We start from the raw sequence: 16,306 nt of genomic DNA on the forward strand, positions 1-16,306 counted from the left end.
CATTACACTATTTGTTTTTATTAACATTTTTTATCATAGCAAAATAAGAAAGGAAGAGAGCAAATGAGTGATGACAATCACCGGTCCCCTAAAAAAGGGTTTGCATTATGGTTAAATCAATTATTTAATTCTGAACCGAAAGACAAAGAAGAGTTGATTGAAGTCATTCGTGAAGCCGAAGAAAACGATCTCATCGATCCAGATACCCTTGATATGATTGAAGGTGTTATGGATATAGCGGAACAACGTGTCCGAGATATCATGATTCCTCGTTCTCAAATTATCACAATTAAAGATAATTATACTTTAGATGAATGCCTGGATATTATTTCTGAACATGGGCACTCGCGCTATCCTGTTATTAGTGAAGATAGAGATCATATTGAAGGCATTTTATTAGCCAAAGATCTTCTTATATTTATTCGTCAAGGCGTTGATAATTTTGATCTCAAAAAAATTCTGCGCCCTACTGTTGTCGTTCCCGAGAGTAAACGTGTTGATCATATGTTAAAAGAGTTTCGTATGCAGCGCTATCATATGGCAATGGCAATTGATGAATTTGGCGGTGTATCAGGTCTTGTTACTATTGAAGATATTTTAGAACTTATTGTTGGTGATATAGAAGATGAGTATGATGAAATTGAAGATCGCGATATTCGCCGCTTAACTCAATCAGTTTATACTGTAAAAGCGCTCACGCCAGTTGAAGATTTTAATGAAATATTCGCTACTAAATTTAGTGATGATGACATGGATACCATTGGGGGTTTAGTAATGCAACATTTTGGACGTTTACCTTTACGTGGTGAAAGTATTACTATTGATGGATATCAATTTAAAGTAACTATTGTTGATCGCAGGCGAATCATCCAATTACATGTAACTATTCCAGAAGGTGCTACTGTACCTAATCTTGAACTATCAGAAAATGCTTAAATACGTCTTAGCTAGTATGATTTTAGGTAGTATAGCTGTTTTCAGTTATACCCCTTTTCACCTTTGGCCTTTAGCTTTTATCTCATTTTCGGGTTTATTATGGCTTATTGCTAATAAATCTAGTAAACAAGCTATCCTACTTGGATTATTTTGGGGTATCGGTTACTTTGCAGCTGGAGTTCATTGGGTATATATTAGTATTAAACAATATGGTGAATTACCTACACTTGTGGCGCTCATTATTTTAGGGATTTTTATCCTTTATTTGTCACTTTATCCTATGTTATTTGCTTTTTTGCTTAGATTTAGAGTAGTACAACGATTTGCCCCACAATGTTCATTTAAACAATTAGTTTTTGCAGCACCCATCATTTGGCAAGGGACTGAGTTTTTACGTGGTTATATCTTGACAGGTTTTTCTTGGCTACAATTAGGCTATAGTCAACTTGATAGCCCTTTACGCGCTTATTTTCCAATTATGGGAATAGATGGTGTTAATTTATTGACATCTATTTTGTGCGGGCTGTTCGTTTATTGTTTATACAAAATAAAACAACATGCTAATAAAAAGTACATATTTGGTGCAGGGTTTGCACTTTTTACGATTTTTATTGCACCAATTCCATTCAAAAATATTAACTGGACCACCGTCGATCATCAACGTGTTGCCAATTTTGCTTTAATTCAAGGTAATATTCCACAATCATTGCGTTGGGATAATCAACAGTTAAATAATACGTTAAAAACCTACGCAATGCTAACTCAGGCCAACATTAGTAGCAATAAGATCATTATTTGGCCTGAAGCAAGCATTACCGATATTGAATTAAATCAAAAATCTTTTTTGAATTATCTGGATGAGCAAGCAAGAGCAAATGATTCTGAAATTGCGGTGGGAATCATTGACTATCGCTTTGATGACAGTAATTCCGAAGCCCAAGGAAAAATTTATAATACATTATTAGTATTAGGAGAAAAAACCCCCTACCAATACCCAACTAGGAATCGTTATCAAAAACACCACTTAGTACCATTTGGTGAGTTTACCCCATTGGAATCCGTACTTAAACCGATTGCTAAATTACTTAATATCCCTATGTCATCAATGACATCCAGTGAAAAACAGCAGCCACAACTTGAAATGAAAGGCTTTAAGTTTACTACAGCTATTTGTTATGAAGTAATTTTATCCAATCTGATTTGGCAAAACTTTACCGCTGATACCGATTTTTTACTTACTGTTTCCAATGACGCTTGGTTTGGTGATAGTATTGGACCAAAACAGCATTTGCAAATGGCTCAAGCAAGAGCATTAGAATTTGGGCGACCATTAATTCGTAGCACCAATACAGGAATCACTGCCATTATTGATCATCATGGTGAGATTATTAAACAATTACCACAATTTGAAACTACAGTATTAACACAAACATTATCACCTACGGTAGGTTTAACGCCTTATGCTAGTTGGGGAAATCAACCTTATTGGATCATGATGGCTTTAATGTTTATTCTTCTTTTTATAAAAGAACGATTTTGGTCTAGAATACTGGCATAATTATTGCTTATTTAGTTTAGAATAAATTTTAGCACCTCAATGAGAGTTATAAAGCACTATTTATTAGTTGTATCTAGTTTCTATAATATATAAATAAACAGTAAAAAGTACTTTTATGTTTAAAAATAAGTTATAATATACATCGCTTGTAAAAATATTAAATTTATTTAATACGATACAAATCAAACCGTAGGAGATGAGTATGAACAGAAAGACAAAATTAACCAAATTAGTGTTATCATTTGCAATGCTAGGTCTAATGGCTGGTTCTGCAGTTGCGGAGGAACTTAATGGTACACTTGCTAAAGTGAAAGAAAATGGTATGATTGTCGTTGGGCATAGAGAATCATCAGTTCCTTTTTCATATTATGGTGATAATCAAAAAGTTATTGGTTATTCACAAGACTACTCAGATCTTATCGTTGATGCGGTAAAAAAAGAACTTAATATGCCAAATTTACAAGTTAAATATTTACCACTTACATCACAAAATCGTATTCCACTTTTACAAAATGGATCTTATGATTTTGAATGTGGTTCAACAACTAATAATCTTTCTCGTCAACAACAAGTAGATTTTTCAAATACTATTTTTATAGTTGGTACTCGCTTTTTAGTAAAAACGAATAGCAAAATCAAAGATATTGACGACCTGAAAGGTAAAAATGTAGTCGTAACTTCTGGTACAACCTCTGAAGTTATGCTAAACAAAATCAATTCTGAAAAAGGTTTGAATATTCGTATTATTGCAACGAAAGATCATGGTGATGCATTTCGCACACTTGAAAGCGGACGAGCAGCGGCATTCCTGATCGATGATGCACTTTTAGCTGGTGAACGCTCAAAAGCTAAAAAACCAGAACTTTGGGAAATTGTCGGGACACCACTATCTTATGAAGCTTATGGATGTATGTTGCGCAAGCAAGATCCTCAATTTAAAGCATTAGTAGATAAAACCATTGCCGAATTTCAAACTTCTGGTATGGCAGAGAAGTCATATAATCGATGGTTTAAGGAGCCTATTCCACCAAAAGGATTAAACATGAACTTTGACATGTCTCCCGAGATGAAAGAACTTTTCGCTCACCCTAATGATAAAGCATTAGACTAATAATATACTTATATTTTCAAAAGAGCGCAGGTTGCTGCGCTCATCATCTTATTTACAAAAAATATTTTTTATATGTTGGAGCATTTATGACAACAAGTTGGAATTGGGGGATTTTTCTGCAACCAACTCCCTTTGGGGATACAACTTATTTAGGATGGCTGTGGTTAGGTTTTCAAATGACCATATTGCTAGTTTTTACATCGGGATTAGTAGCCTTTTTCGTAGGTTCACTATTTGGTGTTTTGAGAACATTACCTAATCGTTTTTTATCAACGTTAGGCACTTGTTATGTCGAAATTTTCAGAAATATTCCCCTTATCATTCATTTATTCTTTTGGATTGAAGTTGTGCCAATATTGGTACCAGAATCAATTAGAGATTGGCTATATAATGATATTGATCCAATGACATTTACATTATTAATGTCAACAATTGGCTTAGGATTATTTACTGGTGCTCGTATTTGTGAACAAATAAGGGCCGCAATCCAATCAATCCCAATAGGACAAAAAAATGCTGGAATTGCATTAGGATTAACACTAAAACAAATCTACTTATATATATTATTGCCAAATGCTTATCGAAGAGTAATTCCGCCATTAACATCCGAAATGTTGAACATGGTTAAAAACTCTGCTGTTGCCTCTACAGTAGGTTATATTGAGCTAACAAAACAGGCTAATCAATTATTAGAGCATGCTGGCCAACCTTATGAATCATTTATTGCCATTACCTTAGGGTATGTACTTATTAATGTGGTTATTATGTTTGCTATGCAATATATAGAAAAAAAAGTACGACTTCCTGGGATTTTAGGAGGTAAATCATGATGGAATTAGAATGGGGGCAAATTTTACCAAATTTACCTTATATCATGAAAGGCATGATATTAACCTTAGAGATAACAATTACTGCAGTAATTTTTGGTATCGTGTGGGGAACACTACTGGCAATTATGCGTTTATCTTCAATCAAAATTTTGCATTGGTTCGCTATGTGTTATGTAAATATTTTCCGTTCAATTCCTCTTATGATGGTCTTATTATGGTTTTATTTACTTGTCCCACAACTTTTGGGGAAATTATTAAATCTTCCTCCAACGACAGACATACGCTTTGTGTCCGCACTAATCGCTTTTGCACTTTTTGAAGCTGCTTATTATTCTGAAATTATTCGTGCGGGTATTCAAAGTGTGTCTAAAGGTCAAATCAGTGCATCTCTGGCTCTTGGTATGACTAAAGGTCAGGCTCTACGGATGGTTGTTTTACCACAAGCATTTCGCATTATGACGCCTCTTTTATTAACACAAGGTGTTATTTTATTCCAGGATACTACGCTTATTTATACGCTAAATTTAGCTGATTTCTTCTACCGAGCTGTAAATATTGTGGGTAACAGAGATGGTTTAATTGTTGAAATGGTGCTATTTACTGGAGCAGTATATTTTATCATATGCTTCACTGTTTCACGCTTAGTTAATTATTTTAAGAAAAGGATTACTCGATGATCTCTTTAGAAAACGTATCAAAATGGTATGGACAATTTCAAGTATTAAAAAACTGTACTACAAGAGTCGATAAAGGCGAAGTGGTAGTTGTTTGTGGTCCTTCTGGTTCGGGAAAATCAACATTAATTAAAACTGTAAATGGGTTAGAACCTGTACAAGAAGGCAAAATTATTATTGATGGAACCGAAGTTACTAGTCAATTAACTAATTTGGCAAAATTACGTTCTAAAGTCGGTATGGTTTTTCAACATTTTGAACTGTTCCCACATTTAACGATTTTAAAAAACCTAACGCTTGCACAAATCAAAGTATTAGGAAGAGCAGATAAAGAGGCTCGCGAAAAAGCACTTTCACTTTTAGATAGGGTTGGTCTACTTGCTCATGCTAACAAATATCCGGCACAACTTTCAGGAGGTCAGCAACAACGTGTTGCTATAGCTCGGGCGCTTTGTATGGATCCGATTGTCATGTTATTTGATGAACCTACATCAGCTCTTGATCCTGAAATGGTAAATGAGGTACTAGATGTTATGGTTGAACTCGCTTATGAAGGTATGACTATGATGGTAGTTACTCACGAAATGGGCTTTGCTCGCAAGGTAGCACATCGAGTTATCTTTATGGATGCAGGTGAGATTATTGAAGATACTTCAAAAGAGCAATTCTTTAGTAATCCTGAGTCTGATCGCGCTAAAGACTTTTTAGCTAAAATTATTCATTAATATTTAATTACGGGGCTTTATTGCCCTGTTTTGCTATTCCTACAAAAATCATCCCAATTTATCATAAAAAAACATATATCTAATTTAATTATTGTTCTGCAATAAATTAATTAACCCACTATGTCTTTCTGTTTGTGTTTTTACTGATTGCATTAGTACATAGTCATTTGCATAAATTGAAACACTATTTTTAGCCCGTGTAATTGCGGTATAAAGTAGCGATCGATTAAGCAAAGGTGAATAATCCGTTGGTAAAATAATATTAACATGATTAAACTCTGAACCTTGCGATTTATATATTGTCATTGCATAAGCTGTTTCATGCTCTGGTAGCCTAAATGGTGAAAAACCTTTGATTACCCCATCAGCAAAAGGAAAATAAACTCGCATTTTTGAACTATCCTTCTCTGATGGCAACGTAATACCTATATCACCATTATATAGCCCTAATGTGGCACTGTTTTGTAAAATCATAATTGGGCGGCCAATATACCAATTTTCTTTATTTCTCTGTTCAATCAATTTATTTTTAACCAATAATAATTCAATTTGCTTATTTAACCCTTCTAATCCAAAAATCCCTTCTCTTAAGGCGCAAAGTAAGCGATATTGGGCAAATTTATCTAATATAGCCGCAACATTATTGTTACCTTGTCGATTAATTGATTTTAAATAATGCTTATAATGTTCGATGCTATCTTGTAGCATTGTTTGATAAGCTTGTTTAGAAGATAATGAGTAATAACGAATATCATCAAATAAATTATCCGTTAACAACGTTTTTGCCAGTGAGCTCTGACCTTCTTTTACAGCATTAGCTAATATACTAATTCCTGATGAATCATTAAATCGATAACTTTTTTGTAATAGGCATATGCTGTCGGTAATTGAGGCTACTTGTGAATGCGCAGGTATCATATAGCCCGTTAGCTGGCTTAATTCATCTGCTCGCATTTGGCTATACCCATTGGCAATAAATGAACACAGATCACCAAATACAGCCCCAGCTTCAACTGATGATAGTTGGTCTTTATCACCTAGTAAAATTAAACGTGCTGACTTAGGTAATGCTTCGATAATTCGTGCCATCATATTTAAATCAATCATTGAAGCTTCGTCTATTACTAGCACATCGACATGCAACGGGTTATTTTTATTATAAATAAAGGCACGATTATCTGTTCTTGCACCTAATAATCGATGTAATGTGACTGATTCTGCTTTGAGATTTAACGATTCAAGTGATAATTTATCAATTGCTCGACTTAATGATTCAGTTAATCTTGAAGCTGCTTTACCAGTTGGTGCAGCCGTTATAATTCGGGCTGAGGAATTAGTTTGTATAAGTCCAGCTAAAATTTTGGCAACAGTAGTAGTTTTACCTGTACCAGGACCACCAGATATAATGGCGACCTTGCGTGTTAATGCAACGGCTACTGCAACCTTTTGCCAATCAATCTGTAATTCTTGATTGTTAAAAAGCCGATCCAGAATGGCATTTAGACTAGAAGTATCATATTCATTATGATCAAGTTTAGTATGATTAAAATAATAAGCAACTAGCTTTTCGTCTAACCACATCCGTTGAAAGTAAAGTTTATTGTTAGTATAAATCAATGGAGATAAAATATTACCATCACTTACTACTTGCTTATTTTTGGCTGCCTCTAATGTAAGCATCCAGTCTTTATCCGTTGGTGACTCCAAGCCAAGCCAAATTTCAGGCTCTGTATTTAGTGGGTTTAGACATGAGAGATCCAGACAAACATGTCCTGCTCTTACCTCCATACTCAGGGACAAAATTAAAAAACCAAAACGCTTTGCTGTTAGTTTATCAGTTAACTGGGCTTTGTCAGTTAAAAATTTGGCTATATGTATATCTAATAAATTAATTTGACTATATTGTTTAAATTGATTGAACCACTGAGTTAACATATCTTTTCTTTATTTTAATATTATCTATAGCCTAATTATATACTCATAATTATCTTTTGGATAAATTAGCTTGGAGCTTATATAAATATTTTTGTTTACTATATTGAACATTTAAAATAAATGGTGTAAATTTTGTCGCATATAAGAAACAGGGAGACCATATGAATAGCTTTAGCTATGTGAAAAAAGCAATAAAAAGAAAAAAATTATCGTTACAAACTGTTGCTGATGCCTGCCAAATGACCAAAGGTTATTTGAGCCAACTAATAAATGATAAAATTAAAAATCCAAGTGCTCAAAAATTGCAATCACTTCACCAGTATTTACAAATTGAAGAATCAGATAAAAATAAAAAAATAGGGGTAATTTTTGGTAAGTTCTATCCATTACATACTGGGCATATTCATTTAATCCAACGTGCCATTAGTCAAGTTGATGAGCTGTATGTAGTTCTTTGTTCAGATACCCTTCGTGATATGGCGCTGTTTAAGCAAAGTGCGATGTCTCGCCAGCCAACTATTAATGATCGAATTCGTTGGTTATTACAAACATTTAAATATCAAAAAAATATTCATATTGAATTATTAGAAGAAGATGGTATTCCTGCCTACCCTAACGGTTGGTTTGAATGGAGTGAGCGTGTCAAAAAGCTATTTATTGATAAAGGCATTCACCCTAATTGCGTCTATTCTAGTGAACCTCAAGATGTAGCTATGTATAAAGATTTATTTAATTTAGATACTGTACTTATCGATCCAAAACGCAAGTTTATGCAAGTTAGTGGTACCCAAATCCGCCAAGCACCACTTCAAAATTGGCAATATATTCCAACAGAAGTAAGACCTTTTTTTGTTCGAACTGTCGCCATTTTGGGTGGGGAATCCAGTGGTAAATCAACTTTAGTAAATAAATTGGCAAACGTATTTAATACAACTAGCGCATGGGAATATGGACGCAATTATGTTTTTTCTCATCTTGGCGGTGATGAGCGTGCTTTGCAATATGCAGACTATGATAAGATTGCATTAGGGCATGCACAGTATATTGATTTTGCGATAAAACATGCTAACAAAGTATCGTTTATCGACACGGATTTTGTAACTACCCAAGCTTTTTGTAAAAAATATGAAGGTAAAGAACATCCTTTTTTACAGGCGATGATCAACAACTATCGTTTTGATTTGGTAATCTTGTTAGGTAATAACACACCATGGATTGCTGATGGTTTACGATCCCTTGGTAGCCGCAAACAACGTAAGGATTTCCAACAATTGCTTATTTCAATCCTTGAAAAAAATAATATCAAATACATCCAAATTGACTCACCTAATTATGAAGAGCGTTACTTGCGTTGCATCGAATTAGTGAATCAACTTATTAATAATGAAGAGTATTAATTATGAATAAATTAAGCTATATTGCTATGTTAATTGGGCGCAACAAATTTTACCCCTATTTTTGCGTCATTTGTATCACTTTAGCCTTTTTATATACAGATCCTTTTACTTATTTAAATTTACGTTACTTTTCCTCTTATATTGGTGCTTTCTGTGGTTTATTATGTGTGATTTTGCTAGCCAAACGCAAAAATATGGGTAATGTGTTAGGCATGTTTGCGGTCATGGCAGAATGTTATGCCAATTACTTAGGTAACAATATCGGGGCTGGTTTGCCGACTTTTTACTATTTTGGATCACATATTATTGGTCTAATGGCTTGGAAGAAAAATCAAGATAATGATAAAAATGTTAAAGTCCGCTCATTAAGTGAAACTGCATTTTTATATGTTTTGATTTTTTTAATAGTTGCTGTATTTATCAATATTTATTTAACTCACGCTATTGGTGTAGAAAACACAATTTACCAACTCGTTACTAATTGCTTTATTTTCGGATTAGGGGTTGTTGCACAGTTACTTTTAATGATGCGTTATTCTTTTAATTGGTATTTATGGATAATATTAAATGTGCTAGTAATTGGGCTAAATATTTATACTAATAATATTGTTATCGCTACGCAATACTTAATTTATTTATTCAATGCAATTTACGGTATTTGTGAATGGAAACAATCTGAACAAAAACAATAAAGAATTTTAATCATAATATTCGATTTATGATGAATACTTATTAAAATGCCATAAATAAACGCATAGAAACACTAATAATTACCATAAGTTTTTAATATAACAAATAGAAAATAAATGATTTATTTTCTATTTGTTATATTTTTAATTATTCATACATACGTTTTAATGAAATAAATAATTTTATATTTCTATAAATGGTAAATACTCTCTATTGTATTACTTATTTTAGCGTAACTACTATGCTATATCACCTTTGACTAATGGGACAAATTTCACCTCTTCGATATTTTTTGTGATAAACTTATCCCCATTACGTTCTATTAATTGTAAAATTTGTTTTTGCTCACCTACAGGAATGATTAAACGACCTTTATCTGCTAGCTGTTCAAGTAAATGTTTAGGGACTTCTGATGCAGCTGCTGTCACAATAATACCATCAAAAGGAGCTCGCTCAGGCCAGCCAAGCCAACCATTACCATGCCGAGTTGAGATGTTATGAATGTCTAATTGTTTTAAGCGCCTTTTGGTATTCCATTGCAGATTTTTAATTCGTTCAACAGAACAAACGTGATTAACCAGTTTAGCTAATATTGCTGTTTGATAACCAGAACCAGTACCGATTTCTAATACTTTAGAATGAGGCTCTAGCCTTAATAATTCTGTCATTTTTGCAACTATATAAGGCTGAGAAATAGTTTGACCACTACCAATTGGTAAAGAGCGGTTATCATAAGCTTGATGAGAAAGCGCTTCGTCAATGAAATGCTCTCGAGGAATTAAAGCAATAGCAGCTAAGACACGTTCATCTTTAATTCCTTGCTGATACAATAATTGAATAAGAGACTGTATTTTTAAACTTTGCATTTACGTTAATTATTCCCTATTATCAATTCACGTAGCACACTTGTGGCGTAACAACCAGCAGGTAGATAAAAACAAATTTGCAGACTTTCATTGTCTAACCATTGCCAATAAAGCCCTTCTGGTCTTAATAATATTGAACGCCTTGCTGTTTCAACTTGTTCTTTTTTTAATAAATCCCAAAAGATTGACCAGTGCTGTAAACAGTTTTGCTCAAATTCGAGTGCTTGGGATATTGTTCCAAAAGGAGAATTACCAACCATTGGAGCAGTAAGATTAATTTCACCACTTAGTAAGCGTTGTTGTAAAACTGGCAATTCTTCATCTTGTGCTACAAACCAACTTCCTCGCTGAGCAAACTGTAATATATCACCACTAAGGACTGTTTGATGCAGATTGCTCCCAATTCTTTGGCTTACAATATCATTAAAAATAGCACTACGAGCAGCCGAAAGATAGAAACTTCTTTTTTTTCTATTTTTAACTGAAATCTCGCCTTTAGCCCATTTGATCGCTTGCATAATATTATTTTGCTCGTGCCCAAAGCGTTGTTCACCGAAATAGTTAGGTACACCATGTTGCTTGATTAATGCTAATTTAGATTCAAGTTCTCTTTTATTAGTTAATTTTCTCAGAGTGATAATAAAATTATTGCCTTTCAATGCACCAATCTTTAATTTTTTATTATGACGAGTCACATTTAAGATCTGACATCCAGGCAAATCAAAATTAGAAAAATCCGGCGTTTGTTGACCTGGCATATGTAAGCTAAACCATTGCTTAGTAATAGCTTGACGATCTTTCAAACCTGCATAACTAACAAACTTTGCTGAAACACCAACATATTTGGCTAATTGTTCAGCAACAAAAACAGTATTACAATCACTTTTTTGTAGATAAACTAAAACATGTTCACCATCGCCTTTCAACTCAAAACCAAGATCTTCAGTTACCTCAAAATCCTTATTTTGTTGTTTATATTGCCCTGTTGTTACTGGTTTTCCATACAAATAATTAAGTTCTACTAACACTTATTTGGCTCACTATTTAAATTATTCTATTTAACGTTTTTTAGTCAACAATACCACAGCCTCACAAGCAATACCTTCCTTACGTCCAGTAAAACCTAGTTGTTCTGTCGTTGTCGCTTTAATACTAATTTGGTCAAAATTAGCATTAAGATCTTCTGCAATATTAACTCGCATCTGATCGATATGAGGACGCATTTTGGGTTCTTGAGCAATTATAGTTGTATCCAAGTTACACAGCTCGTAGCCTTTAGCCCGAATAATTTGATATACCTCTTTGAGTAACATTCGACTATCAATATTTTTATATTTAGGATCAGTATCAGGAAAAAGCTTACCAATATCACCTAATGCTAATGCCCCAATTAAAGCATCGGTGATTGCATGTAATATAACATCACCATCAGAATGTGCAACTAAACCATATGGGTAAGATACTTTTACCCCAGCTAAGGTAATTGGACCTTCCCCACCAAATTTATGTACATCAAACCCATGACCTATTCTCATGCTTTTCTACCTTTTTGAAATCTGATTTTTTATATAAAAAGTCGCTAATGCAATATCTTCTGAACGTGTAATTTTGATATTATCGCGTCGACATTCAACTAATAAAGGATGCCCCCCGCAATATTCAATTGCCGAAGCTTCATCAGTAATTGCGGCATTATCATTTAACGCCTTTTGCAAACAAAACTTTAATTCGTCTACTTTAAACAATTGTGGGGTCGCAGCCCCCCATAAATGAGTACGATCTTCCGAATGCTCAATGATGCTATCATTATCTTGATAAGATCGTTTCACCGTATCACTAATTCGCATCGCTAAAATACCACCTCGTTTTGCATTCATCACTGCTTCAATCAAACGATTAATATCATGGTGATCGATACAAGGTCTAGCTGCATCATGAACTAAAGCCCATTGTTCACTATGCAACAGCTTTAAGCCAGCTAAAACAGAAGCTGCTCTAGTTTGACCGCCTAAAGTTACACTAATTTTATCATTTGTCGCAATAGGGAGTTTATTAAATAAATTATCATTAGAATTAATTACAACGATCACTCTATCTATTTTAGGGTGTGTTAATAATTTATCCACTGTATGTTCTAAAATCGTCATCGAACCAATTTTCAAATATTGTTTAGGTATTTGGCTATTCATTCGGCTACCAATTCCCGCGGCAGGGACAATTGCAATAATATTAGAAGGGTTGTTCACAAATTGCCTTATTGTTGATGAGTGTTAGAGTCAATAATAATTCGATAAAAATATTCGTCTGGTTTAATCATACCTAAATGGCTACGGGCACGTTCTTCCACTGCTTCTAAGCCACGCTGCAAATCGTTAATTTCGGCAAACATCTGTTCATTACGTATTTTTAGCTTATCATTATACTGACGCATATTTGATAGCATTTGCAAATTAGCTTTATAATCATAAACATTATTCTTTCCATACCACAAAGAATATTGAAGGTAACCTAACAAGATCAGTAAGATTAAAGGTAATTTCCATCGCATCATGAATTCATTATTTCCCTTTATCTATATGCATTTTACAGGTTTGGGTAAGCCAGCTAGTTTAGTCGCTTGCTTTGCTGGTCCGCCAGGAAATAATTTATATAAATAACGGCTGTTAGCCTTTTCTAAACCAAGTTTTTTTTCCATTGCTTTGACTAAAGTACGCATAGCAGGCGAAGTTTTATATTCTAAATAAAAATCGCGAACAAATAAAATAACTTCCCAATGTGCATCAGTTAAACTTATTGATTCTTTTAACGCCAGTTCCGGAACTAAATCAATGGACCAGTCCTGCCAGTTCTTCAAGTAACCATTATTATCAGTTTTTATTTGCTCTAACATTTCTCTAATGTATGCTATTTTATTTGCGTGATATTATACTCAATTAAATTGATTCCAACACTAATTTTGATGACAAAACTATCGCTGAAACGCTAAAAACACTCAAAATAGATGAAAATTAAAGCAAGTAATCTTTTTTTTAGAAAAAGCTATTTACAAATAAACTCGTATCCTTTAATATTCACAGCCATTGCGGAAGTGTGGCTGAGCGGTTGAAAGCACCGGTCTTGAAAACCGGCGAGGGGCGACCCTCCCAGAGTTCGAATCTCTGCGCTTCCGCCACTTATTTTTGTGGCAGATTCCACAGTTGTCCAAAGAAATCCATTTTAACCTTTACTATCAGGGGTTTGAGTGGATTTTTTTGTTTTTATTTTTCTATTAATTCCATACTCGTCCAGACTAATCCATACCAATCCACTTTCAAAAGGTAGAAAGAAAAATACTCAAACCATTTTGTATTTATTATTAAATTCGATTATCCCTCTTTGCATAATTCAACCCATTAAAAATATGTTGGGGAATTATTCATGGCAATATTGGATTTAAACGGTCTTTTGATATCTTAATTTAGCAGTATCTCCAGTGTGGCATAAGCCACATTAACCTTTAGGAGATACACTATGTATATATTAAGTTTATTTGATGGAATTAGTTGTGGACGAGTTGCACTCGATAGAGCCAAAATTCCTGTCACTTGTTATTATGCGTCAGAAATTGATAAATTTGCGATTCAAGTTAGTCAAAAAAATTATCCTGATATCATTCGATTGGGGGATGTAACCAATTGGCGAACATGGGATATTGATTGGACTAAAATTGATTTGGTGCTTGCAGGCTCCCGTGCCAAGCCTTTTCATTTGCCGGCAAACGGCTTGGTTTTGATGATCCACGCGGGCAACTTTTTTTCACCTTTGTGGATATTTTGAATCATATCAAGTCACTCAATCCGCATGTGAAATTTTTACTTGAAAATGTTCGCATGAAAAAGGAACATCAAGCAGTCATTACCGAGTATATGAAAGTTGAACCACAGATGATTGAAAGTAATTTAGTCTGTGCGCAGAATCGTAAACGACTGTACTGGTTTAACTGGCAAGCACCACAATCCAAAGATAAAGGTATTCTATTGGCTGATATCCTGTTATCTGTTTTCTCAGAAGCGTATTTATGCTCCTCTGGCTGGCATCATTGGTGGGAAAAAAACAATTTCAGCTACAAAAGAAATACTCACAAATTGGTAATCTAGCCAACAAAGCCATCACGCTCACCAGCCGAATGTATGCCAATTGGCAAGGCAATTTCATCGAAGTCTCACAATATTTCATTTCACCGCAGCAAACCGAAAAACTCATTTTAAACGAAAACGCAACACGCAAAGTGGGATATTTTGGTAAAGAACAGCAATCCAATCGTGTTTACCGTATCTATGATAAATCTATTACGTTGAGCTCTCAAGGCAACCAGACGAGGTTTTATCTATTTAAATGTAGAACGCCAAACAAAGAAAACGTTAGAGGTAATGGGGGCGCTTTGGCGAGGGTGATAAGTTTTATACGTTAACGACCGTTGACCAGCATGACATTTTAGCTTATCCGTATATCAGGCGGTTACATCCTGTAGAGTGTGAACGATTACAAACGCTAGATGATGGCTATTCGGAGAGAATTTCTGATAATCAGCGTTATAAATGCATTGGTAATGGATGGACAGTTGATGTGATTACTCATCTTTTACAGTACCGCTAATATAAGCTTCATGCAAGTTTTTATCACTGTCAAAATACTCTAGATTTTTTTTGATGATTAGACAACCATCATTATATAACTCAAGAAAAAATTTCTGTATTTCTTGGTTGTAGTCACCTATTTCAAACGGGTTATAAAAAGCATCATAAGTAATTAAGGACTTTTTTAAGGTAGATTTAATACAATTGGTATTAGTCTCTACTAATTCTAAAGGGATAATGTTTTTTTGTTTTGATTTTGTCAATACATACGTTTGATTTACATCACTTCCTGACAGAAAATAAGTATTATTTCCCTGAAAACGCATAAATCTTGAGTAAATATCAGCACCTAAATATGGCCCTGCTATATGTCCTAAATGCAAATCACCATTAGGAGTTTGAGGAGTGGCGGTAACTAAGATATTTTTTCCAATAATAATATCCAATTCATTTAATTTATAATTAATTTCATCATGATTTTCCCACCAAAATGTTAAAAATTCTAAAGGTTCATTATTAGATAAATTAGTAATTGTATGATCAGAAAAAGCTGAAAAATGAATTAAATCACCTTCACTTACAGAATATTGGATTGAATTAGATTCAACAATTCCTTTTCCTTTAATTATATAAAATATCTCTGTTTCATGATGGTTATGAATAATAGATGCTTGATTAGGCTTGACTATAGCTCTCATGGCGCCAAGTGGTGGATTTGAAATTAATTCTTCCGGAAATAGATAACTACATTTGAGTCCATAAGAAAAAAAATTTTTTGTTTTATCAATATTAATAATTTTCATAAATGATTTTATCCTATTGTTTCAGATAATGTATTTATTATTTTTTCTGCTCTATAAGAGATTAAAGATAGGAGAATCTCACTCAATCCGTGGCTGTGTTCACTGACCCCTTGAATAAAAATTTTAGGTTTGAAATCACTACTATTTGTTTTTACTAAATAATTG

At 33.8% G+C, this 16,306-nt stretch carries 19 protein-coding genes, 1 tRNA gene and 1 pseudogene; 13 read left to right on the forward strand and 8 right to left on the reverse strand.

Annotated elements, in window-relative coordinates; all coding sequences use genetic code 11:
• Positions 1-63: 63 nt before the first annotated feature.
• From corC to A9G36_RS00600, 6 genes are all read left to right on the forward strand, one after another.
• A complete protein-coding gene (gene corC / locus A9G36_RS00575; protein WP_065568746.1) occupies positions 64-936 on the forward strand; it encodes a CNNM family magnesium/cobalt transport protein CorC in 873 nt (290 codons plus the stop codon).
• Positions 929-2,494: an apolipoprotein N-acyltransferase gene (lnt, locus tag A9G36_RS00580; RefSeq protein ID WP_065585256.1), complete on the forward strand. Its 1,566-nt coding sequence runs from the start codon at positions 929-931 to the stop codon at positions 2,492-2,494. Before corC ends, lnt begins: the two co-directional genes overlap by 8 nt.
• A gap of 202 nt (positions 2,495-2,696) precedes the next feature.
• Positions 2,697-3,605 carry a glutamate/aspartate ABC transporter substrate-binding protein gene (locus tag A9G36_RS00585; protein ID WP_034943466.1) on the forward strand — a complete coding sequence of 303 codons (909 nt, stop codon included), beginning with the start codon at positions 2,697-2,699 and terminating at the stop codon, positions 3,603-3,605.
• Positions 3,606-3,691: 86 nt separating this feature from the next.
• Entirely contained in the window at positions 3,692-4,435 is a 744-nt protein-coding gene (locus A9G36_RS00590) for an amino acid ABC transporter permease (RefSeq protein ID WP_034943469.1), read from the forward strand.
• Positions 4,432-5,112 (forward strand): glutamate/aspartate ABC transporter permease GltK, encoded by a 681-nt coding sequence (gene gltK, locus A9G36_RS00595; RefSeq protein WP_034943472.1) that lies wholly within the window; start codon positions 4,432-4,434, stop codon positions 5,110-5,112. The genes A9G36_RS00590 and gltK overlap by 4 nt, the downstream gene beginning before the upstream one ends.
• On the forward strand, positions 5,109-5,834 hold the full coding sequence (locus A9G36_RS00600) for an amino acid ABC transporter ATP-binding protein (RefSeq protein WP_034943474.1): 726 nt from the start codon (positions 5,109-5,111) through the stop codon (positions 5,832-5,834). Before gltK ends, A9G36_RS00600 begins: the two co-directional genes overlap by 4 nt.
• An 84-nt stretch (positions 5,835-5,918) precedes the next feature.
• On the opposite strand, the gene recD is transcribed toward A9G36_RS00600, so the two are convergent.
• A complete protein-coding gene (gene recD / locus A9G36_RS00605) occupies positions 5,919-7,769 on the reverse strand; it encodes an exodeoxyribonuclease V subunit alpha (RefSeq protein WP_065568748.1) in 1,851 nt (616 codons plus the stop codon).
• A 161-nt stretch (positions 7,770-7,930) separates the two neighbouring features.
• Here recD and nadR point away from each other — a divergent pair, with 161 nt between their 5' ends.
• Together nadR and pnuC are read left to right on the forward strand one after the other, a co-directional pair.
• Entirely contained in the window at positions 7,931-9,166 is a 1,236-nt protein-coding gene (nadR, locus tag A9G36_RS00610) for a multifunctional transcriptional regulator/nicotinamide-nucleotide adenylyltransferase/ribosylnicotinamide kinase NadR (protein WP_065568749.1), read from the forward strand.
• Positions 9,167-9,168: 2 nt separating this feature from the next.
• Positions 9,169-9,858, forward strand: a complete 690-nt coding sequence (pnuC, locus tag A9G36_RS00615) for a nicotinamide riboside transporter PnuC (RefSeq protein WP_034943482.1) — start codon at positions 9,169-9,171, stop codon at positions 9,856-9,858.
• Between the two features lie 237 nt (positions 9,859-10,095).
• On the opposite strand, the gene A9G36_RS00620 is transcribed toward pnuC, so the two are convergent.
• Genes A9G36_RS00620 through A9G36_RS00645 form a run of 6 tightly spaced genes read right to left on the reverse strand, consistent with a single transcriptional unit; the run spans position 10,096 to position 13,612 of the window.
• Complete coding sequence (locus A9G36_RS00620; RefSeq protein WP_065568750.1) at positions 10,096-10,722, reverse strand: protein-L-isoaspartate(D-aspartate) O-methyltransferase; 627 nt, start codon at positions 10,720-10,722, stop codon at positions 10,096-10,098.
• Positions 10,723-10,727: 5 nt separating this feature from the next.
• A complete protein-coding gene (truD, locus tag A9G36_RS00625; RefSeq protein ID WP_065568751.1) occupies positions 10,728-11,750 on the reverse strand; it encodes a tRNA pseudouridine(13) synthase TruD in 1,023 nt (340 codons plus the stop codon).
• Positions 11,751-11,780: 30 nt separating this feature from the next.
• Entirely contained in the window at positions 11,781-12,257 is a 477-nt protein-coding gene (gene ispF / locus A9G36_RS00630) for a 2-C-methyl-D-erythritol 2,4-cyclodiphosphate synthase (RefSeq protein ID WP_034943489.1), read from the reverse strand.
• Between the two features lie 6 nt (positions 12,258-12,263).
• Positions 12,264-12,968 (reverse strand): 2-C-methyl-D-erythritol 4-phosphate cytidylyltransferase, encoded by a 705-nt coding sequence (gene ispD, locus A9G36_RS00635; RefSeq protein WP_081296636.1) that lies wholly within the window; start codon positions 12,966-12,968, stop codon positions 12,264-12,266.
• Between the two features lie 8 nt (positions 12,969-12,976).
• Positions 12,977-13,273, reverse strand: coding sequence for a cell division protein FtsB (gene ftsB / locus A9G36_RS00640; RefSeq protein WP_442902637.1), 297 nt, complete (start codon positions 13,271-13,273; stop codon positions 12,977-12,979).
• Between the two features lie 21 nt (positions 13,274-13,294).
• Complete coding sequence (locus A9G36_RS00645; RefSeq protein WP_034943493.1) at positions 13,295-13,612, reverse strand: TusE/DsrC/DsvC family sulfur relay protein; 318 nt, start codon at positions 13,610-13,612, stop codon at positions 13,295-13,297.
• Between the two features lie 194 nt (positions 13,613-13,806).
• On the opposite strand from A9G36_RS00645, the gene A9G36_RS00650 reads away from it, so the two are divergent.
• The 5 genes and pseudogenes from A9G36_RS00650 to A9G36_RS10430 all read left to right on the forward strand — a co-directional run bounded on the left by A9G36_RS00650 (position 13,807) and on the right by A9G36_RS10430 (position 15,357).
• Positions 13,807-13,894, forward strand: a tRNA-Ser gene (locus A9G36_RS00650).
• Between the two features lie 338 nt (positions 13,895-14,232).
• A complete protein-coding gene (locus A9G36_RS10235) occupies positions 14,233-14,538 on the forward strand; it encodes a DNA cytosine methyltransferase (RefSeq protein WP_065568752.1) in 306 nt (101 codons plus the stop codon).
• Positions 14,511-14,858, forward strand: a pseudogene (locus A9G36_RS10425) (hypothetical protein); the annotation flags it as partial. The gene A9G36_RS10235 and the pseudogene A9G36_RS10425, both read left to right, overlap by 28 nt.
• Complete coding sequence (locus tag A9G36_RS09790; protein ID WP_141670594.1) at positions 14,780-15,172, forward strand: hypothetical protein; 393 nt, start codon at positions 14,780-14,782, stop codon at positions 15,170-15,172. The pseudogene A9G36_RS10425 and the gene A9G36_RS09790, both read left to right, overlap by 79 nt.
• Positions 15,173-15,210: 38 nt before the next feature.
• Entirely contained in the window at positions 15,211-15,357 is a 147-nt protein-coding gene (locus tag A9G36_RS10430) for a DNA cytosine methyltransferase (protein ID WP_442902640.1), read from the forward strand.
• Here A9G36_RS10430 and A9G36_RS00660 read toward each other — a convergent pair.
• The gene (locus A9G36_RS00660; protein ID WP_065585257.1) at positions 15,332-16,141 is read right to left on the reverse strand and encodes a class I tRNA ligase family protein; all 810 of its coding nucleotides are present in this window, start codon (positions 16,139-16,141) and stop codon (positions 15,332-15,334) included. The two genes, A9G36_RS10430 and A9G36_RS00660, sit on opposite strands and share 26 nt — an antisense overlap.
• Between the last annotated feature and the right edge of the window lie 165 nt (positions 16,142-16,306).

Origin of the sequence: Gilliamella sp. Choc6-1, assembly GCF_001690385.1 — a bacterium.
Taxonomy (GTDB): domain Bacteria; phylum Pseudomonadota; class Gammaproteobacteria; order Enterobacterales; family Orbaceae; genus Gilliamella; species Gilliamella apicola_A.

Coding starts and splice junctions, on each gene's coding strand:
- A9G36_RS00590 (WP_034943469.1), top strand. CDS start 3,692: ATGACAACAAGTTGGAATTGGGGGATTTTTCTGCAACCAACTCCCTTT.
- A9G36_RS00620 (WP_065568750.1), bottom strand. CDS start 10,722: ATGCAAAGTTTAAAAATACAGTCTCTTATTCAATTATTGTATCAGCAA.
- A9G36_RS00585 (WP_034943466.1), top strand. CDS start 2,697: ATGAACAGAAAGACAAAATTAACCAAATTAGTGTTATCATTTGCAATG.
- A9G36_RS00645 (WP_034943493.1), bottom strand. CDS start 13,612: ATGTTAGAGCAAATAAAAACTGATAATAATGGTTACTTGAAGAACTGG.
- A9G36_RS09790 (WP_141670594.1), top strand. CDS start 14,780: ATGCTCCTCTGGCTGGCATCATTGGTGGGAAAAAAACAATTTCAGCTA.
- A9G36_RS00660 (WP_065585257.1), bottom strand. CDS start 16,141: ATGAAAATTATTAATATTGATAAAACAAAAAATTTTTTTTCTTATGGA.
- ispF (WP_034943489.1), bottom strand. CDS start 12,257: ATGAGAATAGGTCATGGGTTTGATGTACATAAATTTGGTGGGGAAGGT.
- pnuC (WP_034943482.1), top strand. CDS start 9,169: ATGAATAAATTAAGCTATATTGCTATGTTAATTGGGCGCAACAAATTT.
- nadR (WP_065568749.1), top strand. CDS start 7,931: ATGAATAGCTTTAGCTATGTGAAAAAAGCAATAAAAAGAAAAAAATTA.
- recD (WP_065568748.1), bottom strand. CDS start 7,769: ATGTTAACTCAGTGGTTCAATCAATTTAAACAATATAGTCAAATTAAT.
- A9G36_RS10235 (WP_065568752.1), top strand. CDS start 14,233: ATGTATATATTAAGTTTATTTGATGGAATTAGTTGTGGACGAGTTGCA.
- corC (WP_065568746.1), top strand. CDS start 64: ATGAGTGATGACAATCACCGGTCCCCTAAAAAAGGGTTTGCATTATGG.
- ftsB (WP_442902637.1), bottom strand. CDS start 13,273: ATGATGCGATGGAAATTACCTTTAATCTTACTGATCTTGTTAGGTTAC.
- A9G36_RS00600 (WP_034943474.1), top strand. CDS start 5,109: ATGATCTCTTTAGAAAACGTATCAAAATGGTATGGACAATTTCAAGTA.
- gltK (WP_034943472.1), top strand. CDS start 4,432: ATGATGGAATTAGAATGGGGGCAAATTTTACCAAATTTACCTTATATC.
- lnt (WP_065585256.1), top strand. CDS start 929: ATGCTTAAATACGTCTTAGCTAGTATGATTTTAGGTAGTATAGCTGTT.